This is a genomic window from Stutzerimonas kirkiae (genome assembly GCF_004327335.1).
GTDB classification, from domain to species: domain Bacteria; phylum Pseudomonadota; class Gammaproteobacteria; order Pseudomonadales; family Pseudomonadaceae; genus Stutzerimonas; species Stutzerimonas kirkiae.
On the sequence record NZ_QJUO01000057.1, the window covers coordinates 1 to 8,768 of the forward strand.

Consider the following 8,768-nt stretch of genomic DNA (forward strand, 5'->3'; position numbering starts at 1 on the left):
GCAGATTACGCTCTACCCTTCCTCCCCACGCTCGGTCGCCCTCACGCAGTTGCGCTTCACTTCGTTCGCGGTGATCAGCTTACGGTGGGACTTGCACCCACAGGAGTGCGCCCATGCTGGGCGCACAAAAAAATACCCCGCATCCTCTCGAATGCGGGGTATCGCAGCACAGGTGTCGCGCGGTCAGGCCTTGACGCGGGACTTGTACTCGCCGGTACGCGTATCGATCTCGATCGAATCACCGATTTCGCAGAAGGCGGAAACCTGCAGTTCGGCGCCATTCTTCAGGCGGGCGGTCTTCATCACCTTGCCGGAGGTGTCACCACGAACGGCCGGCTCGGTGTAGACGATTTCACGCACGATGGTCGTGGGCAACTCGACGGAGATCACTTTCTCGTTGTAGAAGACCGCTTCGCAAACGTCGGTCATGCCATCTTCGATGAAAGTCAGCACACCTTCGAGATCATCCTTCTCGATCTCGTACTGGTTGAACTCGTCATCCATGAACACATACAACGGATCGGCGAAGTAGGAATAGGTCACTTCCTTGCGCTCGAGAATCACCGGCTCCAGCTTGTCATCAGCCTTGTACACGGTTTCAGTCGCCGAACCGTTGAGCAGGTTCTTCAGCTTCATCTTGACGACGGCGCTGTTACGGCCGGACTTGTTGAACTCGGCTTTCTGGATCACCCAGGGTGCGCCGTTGATGATGGCCACCTGGCCGGCACGGAATTCTTGTGCGGTTTTCATACGAACATCCGATGGAATTGAAAAATCAGGGAGCGAACACCTTCGCAGGCTTCCCTCCCCTGAGAATTGCCTGCAGGGATACAGACAGCTCAAGCCTTGTGTAAAGCCTCCACGCGAGAGGCCAGTTTCATCACCCATGGCGCACAAGTCGCGGCCTCAGGTGGCAAATGGGGTGCAATAGTAACCGGTTCCGACAGTAGTCTCCACCGCCTTATGCACTGGCCCAGTCGGCATGAAAACGCAGCAGATTGCTCGCCAGATCCCCGTTGAGCGCCTGCGCATCGGCCCAATACCCGGCATGCACGGCCAGCTCCGACTCATACGCCAGCAATCCGTTCCAGGCGTCCCCCGCCTCCTGACCAAGATTCCAGGCGTGCCAGAAAGCCTTCAGCGCGGCACGCGCCCCATCGGACAACCCTTCGGCATACAACCTGAAAAATGCCCGGAGCTTATCCCAATGAGCATCTTCTTCCTGGCGGTAGATATGCCAGACAAAAGCCCTCCCCGCCCACTGCGCACGAATGAACGACTCCTCGCCACGCACCGCATTGAAGTCGCAGCACCACAGCAAGCGGTCATAATCGTCCTGCGTCAGAAACGGTAAGACCACGATTCGTAGCGAGCCTCGCTCATGGCAGTCACCGGCGCGCATCCGCCCTACGCCCGCCCAGGCCTGCACATCCCCCAGGACCCGACCTTGCGGAACCAGTACCAGGTTATCTCGCTCGTCCCTGGACAGCTCGTCGAACCAGCCCGCCAGCGCCGGGTTTTCGTAAGCGAACAGGGAAATGAGACGGCAGCCGGCATCGGCCTCTACCCCCAGGCGGCCCAGGAATTCCAGACGCGCCTGGTCGTCCGCCTGGAACCGACTGCGGCGCGCCAGCAGATCACGCTCACGCAACAGGCCACCGCTGCCTGCCACGAACCCGGGAAAGAAAAAGTACTTCTGCAGGCCATCGGGGCGAAGCGAGGCTATGGCATGGCAGTCCAGGATCCAGTCTTCGGCACTCAGGTATTCGAGGTTGATCCAGAGAATCCGCCGGGTTGCCGCGGCCATGGCCCGTACATAAGCCTCCGGCAGATCGCAGGCAAATGCCTCGACGACCACGTCCGCCGGCTCGACCGGCTGCCAGAGCCGGGGCCACTGGCATATTTCCACCCCCGCGCAATACTGGCGACCCAGCTCACAGTCAGCCTGGGGGACCAGCCGGGCAAAAGTCCCCATATCATCTATCCACAGGCGCACGGACATTCCATGTTCGGCAACCAGTTGCCGTGCCAGGCGCCAGGTAACGCCGACATCACCGAAGTTGTCCACGACACAGCAGAAAATATCCCACGTGACTTTTCCAGGCACAGCCGAACTCCTCCTACGGGCACGACGAATCCTGCCACAAGCTCAAGGGCAGCACAGGCGATCGGACGAAAAGAAGACGAAGGTAGAAGCGAACGAGGCAGAAGAGATGCTTTATGGAGGCGACCCTGCCAGCCACACCCCGGCACACAATGTCACCGCTGCGGCTGCTCCCTTCCAGGCCTGACCGGGTTCACGGCTGATCGTTGCGGGGGGACCGGCAGGGCCACCATCAAGCATGCACACCCAAAGGTGCGCGGCGACATTCTACCGGCTTATCGAGAACTTACAACAGCCCGGCACACTGCCCACCCCTGTCTCGGCAACAAAACGGCGAATGCCCGGAGCAGAGCCTCCACATACAATGGAGCAGGCACCACAGGTTTTGATGCCATAATGCCTTTACTAATCGAAAAGGCGACGTACAATTGGCGTCATGAAACCGTCCCAAACAACTTTATTTCTGCTCGCATGGAACATGCCGGCATCCGGGGTTGTCACAGGCGGTGACTACTACGGCAATACGCCAGCATCGTCCATCTGACTAAACGGTTAAGCATGAACCCTATCAAACAGGCAGTTTATTCCAGTCGCACAGCTGACAAGTTCGTGGTTCGTCTCCCGGACGGCATGCGTGATCGCATCGCGGAGGTTGCCCGCAACCATCACCGCAGCATGAACTCGGAAATCATCGCTCGCTTGGAGCAGAGCCTGCTCCAGGAAGGCGCCCTGGACTCCGATGTCAGCATCAGCCTCGACAGCCCGGAGCTTTCGCTGCATGAGCGTGAGCTGCTGCAGCGTTTCCGGCAACTGACCCATCGCCAGCAGAACGCGCTTGTCGCCCTGATCGCCCACGATGTAGAACAGGCCGCGCAAGAAGACTGAGACGGAGCTCAGGCACGCCTGGACGACCGGAAGGCCGCCAGGCGTGTGATGATTCTCAGCGCTCCTTTTCTATCGCCGCTTCCAAGGTGTCGTTGAGAGTTCGCAGGACCTTGATACGAGCGAAGCGCTTGTCATTGGCCTCCACCAGTGTCCAGGGAGCGATCTCCGTACTGGTGCGATCCACCATGTCGGCGACCGCATGGCTGTAGTCATCCCACTTGTCACGGTTGCGCCAATCCTCCTCGGTAATCTTGAAACGCTTGAATGGCGTAGCCTCTCGCTCCTTGAAACGCTCCAGTTGCGTATCCTGGTCGATGGATAGCCAGAACTTCACCAGCACGATCCCCGAATCGACCATCTGCTCCTCGAAATGGTTGATCTCGCTGTAGGCACGCAGCCATTCTTCCGGCGAACAGAAACCCTCGACCCGCTCAACCAGCACCCGGCCATACCAGGAACGGTCGAAGATAGTGAACTTCCCTCGCTCGGGGATGTTGTTCCAGAAACGCCACAGCCAGGGTTTGGCCAACTCATCCTGGGTTGGCGCGGCAACCTGTACGATCCGATACTGACGCGGGTCGAGCGCCCCGGTGATACGCCGGATGGCACTCCCTTTTCCAGCGGCATCATGCCCCTCGAACATCACCAGCACCCCACGCTTGCGCAGCACCCGATGGCGAAGCAGTTGCACCAGTCGCGCCTGCTCCGTTGCCAGTTGATACTTGTATTCGGCCTTCTCCAGCGCCTGTGTCATATCGAGACTGTCAAGCAGCCCCAAGCGGTCGAGGTCCAGCATCAATGGCGCCGTATGCGGTTGAGAGGTACGACGTTCGTCTTCAGTTGTATTCAGGGCCGCCTGCAAGCCTTCGAGCAGGACCCGTCCGACAGCCAGGCTGCGATAGCGCTCGTCGGTTCCTTCCACCACATACCAGGGGGCGAACTCGCGGCTGCTGTGGCGCAGGATGTACTCGCCATAACGAACGAATTTGTCGTAGGTCTTGGACTGCTGCCAATCCAGCGGGTTGATTCGCCAGCTCTGCAGCGGATCGTTCCGAAAGGACTCGAGGCGCGCCATCATCCGGTCCTTGGACAGGTGCATCCAGAACTTGAAGATCAGCACGCCTTCATCGCACAGCATGCGCTCCAGGCGCTGGGCCTGGGAAATCTGCAATGCCAGGCCGGCCTTGTTGATCCGGCCATGTACCCGATCTTCCAGCATCTTGCTATACCAGTTGCCGAAGAAGATCCCGGTACGTCCCTTCTCGGGCAGCTTGCGCCAGTAACGCCATGCCGGCGGATGGGCCAACTCTTCGTCGGTTGGCGTATCGAAGCTGTCGACGCGGATGAGCCTGGGGTCCATCCACTCGTTGAGCAGCTTGATCGTCTCCCCCTTCCCGGCCCCCTCGATCCCATTGATAAGGATAAGCACCGGGAAACGAGCCTGCTCCTTGAGCTGGTACTGAGCAGACAGAAGTGCCTCACGCAAAGCGGGCACCTGTGCATCATAGGTTTGCTTGTCTATTGAATGACCGATTTCCGCAGACTCGAACATCTACCTTCCCTTTTCCAGCAATCGAAAAATGTAAAATGCCTGGCTCGATACCCTAACAGGCAACAAGGCTGCTTAGCGAGTGGCACCTTGCCACTCCATGCCAGGGCCGGCCCCCATTGCGACAGTAGCGCCCTGCGCCGATACGACGGCGGCTGCTAGAATCGGTAGCCTGACCACCTGGGAGCCCCCATGCCCAACACCCCTATGCCCAATAAAGACGCCCTCCAGCACGCTGATCTCGACTGGGACGAAAATGGCCAGCCACAATCGCGCCAGTATGGCGATGTCTATTTCTCGCGGCTATCGGGCCAGGAGGAAACCCGGCATGTCTTTCTCGCGCAGAACCACCTGGCCGAGCGCTTCAGCGCCCTGCTCCCGGGGCAGCGCCTGGCCATCGGGGAAACCGGGTTCGGCACAGGGCTCAACTTTCTTTGCGCCTGGCAATTGTTCGAAGAACAAGCTCCCGCTGGAGCACGCCTGCATTTCATCAGCGTGGAAAAACATCCGCTGACCCCGCAGGACATGGCCCGCGCCCTGGCCCTCTGGCCCACCTTGTCTCCCTTCGCCAAGCCATTGCTGGAGCAGTACAGCGCTGTCCATCCCGGCTTTCAGCATTTCATCCTGGGGCATGGCCGCGTAACACTGACATTGCTGATTGGTGATGTACTCGACAGCCTGCCGCAACTCGATGCACGCATCGATGCCTGGTTCCTCGATGGCTTTTCCCCGGCCAAGAATCCACAGATGTGGCAGCCTGAACTGTTCCGGCAACTGGCCCGGCTTTCCTCCCAGGGAGCCACATTGGGCACCTTCACCAGCGCCGGCTTCGTGCGTCGCGGCCTGATCGAGGCCGGATTCAGCATGCAGCGGGTAGCGGGTTTCGGGCACAAGCGGGAAATTCTTCAGGGCTGCTTCGATGGCATCCAGAACACCAGCTACAAGCCATGGTATGCAAGACCCGAACACAAGCAGGCAGAGCGCCATGCCATTGTCATCGGGGCCGGCCTGGCCGGATGCTCCACAGCCTTCAGCCTGGCCAGGCGGGGCTGGCGCGTCACATTGATAGAGCGCCACGAGGAGATAGCCCAGGAAGCTTCCGGCAACCCGCAAGGGGTTCTCTACCTCAAGCTATCCGCGCATGGAACAGCCCTCTCACGCCTTGTCGTCAGCGGCTTCGGTTACACACGGCGCCTGTTGCACAATTTACGCAGAGGGGAAGACTGGCAAGACTGTGGCGTCCTGCAACTGGGTTTCGATGCCAAGGAGAGCGCCCGCCAGCAGGAGCTGGCACGGCACTTTCCTGCAAGCCTGCTGCAGCTTATCGACCAGGAAACAGCCGAACGGCGATGCGGTATGCGACTGGGCAGCGGCGGGCTATTTTTCCCGGAGGCCGGCTGGGTCCATCCTCCCGCACTGTGCCAATGGCTGGCTGGCTATCCCGGTATCGAGCAGTTGATGCACCACCAGGCCCTGCAACTGCAGCGCCTGGATGGCGAATGGCAGGTACTGGAACACGGCGCAATAATCGCCCAGGCTCCGCTCGTGGTACTGGCCGGTGCCGCGGACTGTGCCCACTTCAGCCAAACCGACTGGTTGCCACTCAAGCGCATCCGAGGCCAGATCACCAGGCTGCCGGCGAATGCGGCGAGCAGCGAACTGCAATGCGTGGTCTGTGCCGAAGGCTATGTCGCTCCCGGAAGGAGTGGGGAACATACCCTCGGGGCCAGCTTCAACTTCCAGCGCCACGACAGCGAACCAAGCCAGGAGGAGCACGCCAGTAACCTGGCCATGCTCGAGGAGATATCCGGCGACCTCCATCGGCGCCTGACCCCCTCCCTCGACGGCCTGGAAGGCAGGGCATCACTACGCTGCACCAGCCCCGACTATATGCCGCTGGTTGGCCCCCTGGCCAATGCCGAGGCTTTCGCCCATGTCTATGCCAACCTGGCCAGGAATGCCCGGCATACTCCCGAACACCCCTGCCCCTGGCATCAGGGCCTCTACATCAACACGGCACATGGCTCACGCGGCCTGATCAGCGCCCCGCTATCGGGAGAGCTATTGGCAGCCTGGATCGACGACGAGCCCCTGCCTCTTCCCAGGGATATAGCGGAAGCCTGCCACCCGAACCGCTATCTATTGCGAAGCCTGATCCGCAGGACCACATGATGGTTCCGCATCGCCTGGCAGCAACACTTGCCCACATGAACTCGGAGAAAGCCGGATATGCTGATTCCACACCAAATGCTGGAGCCGGACACCCTGACCCGGCTCCTGGAAGACTTCGTCACCCGGGATGGCACCGACAATGGCGACGAAACCCCCTTCCATACTCGCGTTCAGCGCGCCAGGACAGCCCTCGAAAAAGGCCAGGCAGTCATCGTCTTCGATAGCGACTCCCAGCAATGCCAACTGGCCCTCAAGCAGGAAGTCCCGAAAGAATGGCTCGAAGAGCCGCCGCCACGTCAGCCATGCTGAAATCAGCGTCTATTTCGCCATGACAAGCTTTGGCCGCAAGCGAAGCGCCAACAGGGACATGCACACCGCCAGCAGCGCCAGGACCGTGAAAGGCTTCTGGTAATCTCCGGCAAAATCTCGCCCTATTCCAACAAGGATAGGGGACAGGCATGCCAGGCCATATCCGCTGCACAACATCATTGCGGTCAGGCGGCTGACATCCAGTGGTGTACTGGCCTCATACATCGGCAACACCAGGGACAGCGAGAAACTGCCATTCAACGCCACGCCCAGTACCATGCAGACAGCCAACGGGGACCATTGCGGGGCCCAGGCGACCAGGGACAGGCTGCACGCCGCAACGAGCCCGCAAGCCGCCATCCATAGATACCGATGGCCGAACCGCTGCACCAGCCAGGGGATGGCAAAAGAACTGGGCAGACCGATGAGCATAAAGGCACTGAAGAAGGTATTGCTGTGCAATATGCCATAGCCTGCCTCATGGTAACGGGCTACCAGCCATGTCACCAGGGCATAGAAAAGCCCAGCCTGCAGGGTAAAGAACAGACTGATCAGCCAGGCCCTGCCGGAACGCCATGGCAGGCCGGAAGCATTACGGGCAGAAGCCTCCGGCTGATTCGGCAAGCGTAGCCAGATAGCGAAAGCCAACAAGGCTGGCAGGGTCCAGGCCGCCAGCCCGAGATTCCAGGCCCCTCCCAGGTAATCGGTCACCGGAGCCGTCACGACAGCCCCCAGCGTGCCCCCTATGGCCATACTCAGTGCATACCAGGCAGCGATCTTGCCCATTCGGTCGGAGAAATAACGCTTGATATAGCCGGAAAGCAACGGCCCTGCCATAGCGATGGCAGCTCCGACCAGAACGGCGCTGCCGATAAGAATCCACTCCTGATGCCCGAACAGACGCAGGCTCAAGGCCAGGGAAACAGTGGCCAGGCAGAGTGCAATCGCCCTCTCCAAACCGAACCTCACAGCCAATCGGGGAGCCAATGGCGCCAACAGCCCCATCAACAGGACAGGCAGGGCTGTCGTGAGGCTGACAAGGCCGCGGCTCAGTGCCAGATCCGAAGCGATGCGCTCGATGAGCGGAGCAAAAGATGTGATGGCAGGTCGCAGGTTGATTGAAGCCAGAACCAGCGCCAGAAACAGAAACCAGCGAGATGAGTGTTTCACCATATCCTCGGACAACGTCAAGAAAAAGCCCAGGCACCCTACTCTCCCGAATCTACCCGCGGCAAGGGTGCTCTATTGGTCGTGTTGTCGCGAGCCCGAGCTATGGAAAGAGCCATCAGCGCAGTACCGCATCATCCGCAGGGCTTTCGGTTTCGCCGGCCCTTTCCCACAGGCACCACCGCTAGTGGCTGTGCGAATGCCGGGTACTCGGTCGGGGCCTCCGGGCCGGCAAAGAGCTACAGGGAGGTATTCACGCGCGCCCCGTCCGCTACCTGGCATTCGCACAGGAACGATGAACCCGAGATCGCGCTGAAGCCAGACCTCTTGCCAATCCAGTTGATGAGACGAAGCTCTTGCGTACCCAGGCACCCCGTTCGCGGGCAGCCCATGCCTGCGAGAGCCGCCCATTATTTTACCACCCAAAAAAGAACGCCCCGATCCATAAGGACCGAGGCGTTCGTGTAGAAGCTTGACGATGACCTACTCTCACATGGAGAAACTCCACACTACCATCGGCGATGCGTCGTTTCACTACTGAGTTCGGGATGGGATCAGGTGGTTCCAACGCTCTATGGTCGT

Annotated in this window: 7 protein-coding genes, 1 rRNA gene and 1 other RNA gene; 3 read left to right on the forward strand and 6 right to left on the reverse strand. The window is 60.0% G+C overall.

Features of this window, described 5'->3' with window-relative positions:
- Positions 1–183 precede the first annotated feature (183 nt).
- The 3 genes from efp to ffs all read right to left on the reverse strand — a co-directional run bounded on the left by efp (position 184) and on the right by ffs (position 2,327).
- The gene (efp, locus tag DNJ95_RS18735) at positions 184–750 is read right to left on the reverse strand and encodes an elongation factor P (RefSeq protein ID WP_131186234.1); all 567 of its coding nucleotides are present in this window, start codon (positions 748–750) and stop codon (positions 184–186) included.
- A 211-nt stretch (positions 751–961) separates the two neighbouring features.
- Positions 962–2,107 carry an elongation factor P maturation arginine rhamnosyltransferase EarP gene (earP, locus tag DNJ95_RS18740; protein WP_131186235.1) on the reverse strand — a complete coding sequence of 382 codons (1,146 nt, stop codon included), beginning with the start codon at positions 2,105–2,107 and terminating at the stop codon, positions 962–964.
- A 123-nt stretch (positions 2,108–2,230) separates the two neighbouring features.
- An RNA gene (ffs, locus tag DNJ95_RS18745) (signal recognition particle sRNA small type) lies at positions 2,231–2,327 on the reverse strand.
- Positions 2,328–2,662: 335 nt separating this feature from the next.
- On the opposite strand from ffs, the gene DNJ95_RS18750 reads away from it, so the two are divergent.
- The gene (locus DNJ95_RS18750; protein WP_131186236.1) at positions 2,663–2,989 is read left to right on the forward strand and encodes an Arc family DNA-binding protein; all 327 of its coding nucleotides are present in this window, start codon (positions 2,663–2,665) and stop codon (positions 2,987–2,989) included.
- Positions 2,990–3,044: 55 nt separating this feature from the next.
- Here DNJ95_RS18750 and pap read toward each other — a convergent pair whose 3' ends face one another.
- Positions 3,045–4,541 carry a polyphosphate:AMP phosphotransferase gene (pap, locus tag DNJ95_RS18755; protein ID WP_131186237.1) on the reverse strand — a complete coding sequence of 499 codons (1,497 nt, stop codon included), beginning with the start codon at positions 4,539–4,541 and terminating at the stop codon, positions 3,045–3,047.
- Positions 4,542–4,730: 189 nt separating this feature from the next.
- Here pap and mnmC point away from each other — a divergent pair, with 189 nt between their 5' ends.
- On the forward strand, positions 4,731–6,710 hold the full coding sequence (mnmC, locus tag DNJ95_RS18760) for a bifunctional tRNA (5-methylaminomethyl-2-thiouridine)(34)-methyltransferase MnmC2/FAD-dependent 5-carboxymethylaminomethyl-2-thiouridine(34) oxidoreductase MnmC1 (RefSeq protein WP_131186238.1): 1,980 nt from the start codon (positions 4,731–4,733) through the stop codon (positions 6,708–6,710).
- Positions 6,711–6,767: 57 nt separating this feature from the next.
- A complete protein-coding gene (locus DNJ95_RS18765) occupies positions 6,768–7,019 on the forward strand; it encodes a YheU family protein (RefSeq protein WP_131186239.1) in 252 nt (83 codons plus the stop codon).
- Positions 7,020–7,028: 9 nt separating this feature from the next.
- Here DNJ95_RS18765 and DNJ95_RS18770 read toward each other — a convergent pair whose 3' ends face one another.
- Positions 7,029–8,192 carry an MFS transporter gene (locus DNJ95_RS18770; protein WP_131186240.1) on the reverse strand — a complete coding sequence of 388 codons (1,164 nt, stop codon included), beginning with the start codon at positions 8,190–8,192 and terminating at the stop codon, positions 7,029–7,031.
- A 464-nt stretch (positions 8,193–8,656) separates the two neighbouring features.
- Positions 8,657–8,768: ribosomal RNA gene (gene rrf, locus DNJ95_RS18775) — 5S ribosomal RNA — on the reverse strand; the annotation flags it as partial.

Bases quoted from the DNA above. Each gene is read 5' to 3' on its own strand.
- efp (WP_131186234.1), bottom strand. From the start codon at position 750: ATGAAAACCGCACAAGAATTCCGTGCCGGCCAGGTGGCCATCATCAAC.
- DNJ95_RS18750 (WP_131186236.1), top strand. From the start codon at position 2,663: ATGAACCCTATCAAACAGGCAGTTTATTCCAGTCGCACAGCTGACAAG.
- pap (WP_131186237.1), bottom strand. From the start codon at position 4,541: ATGTTCGAGTCTGCGGAAATCGGTCATTCAATAGACAAGCAAACCTAT.
- mnmC (WP_131186238.1), top strand. From the start codon at position 4,731: ATGCCCAACACCCCTATGCCCAATAAAGACGCCCTCCAGCACGCTGAT.
- DNJ95_RS18765 (WP_131186239.1), top strand. From the start codon at position 6,768: ATGCTGATTCCACACCAAATGCTGGAGCCGGACACCCTGACCCGGCTC.
- DNJ95_RS18770 (WP_131186240.1), bottom strand. From the start codon at position 8,192: ATGGTGAAACACTCATCTCGCTGGTTTCTGTTTCTGGCGCTGGTTCTG.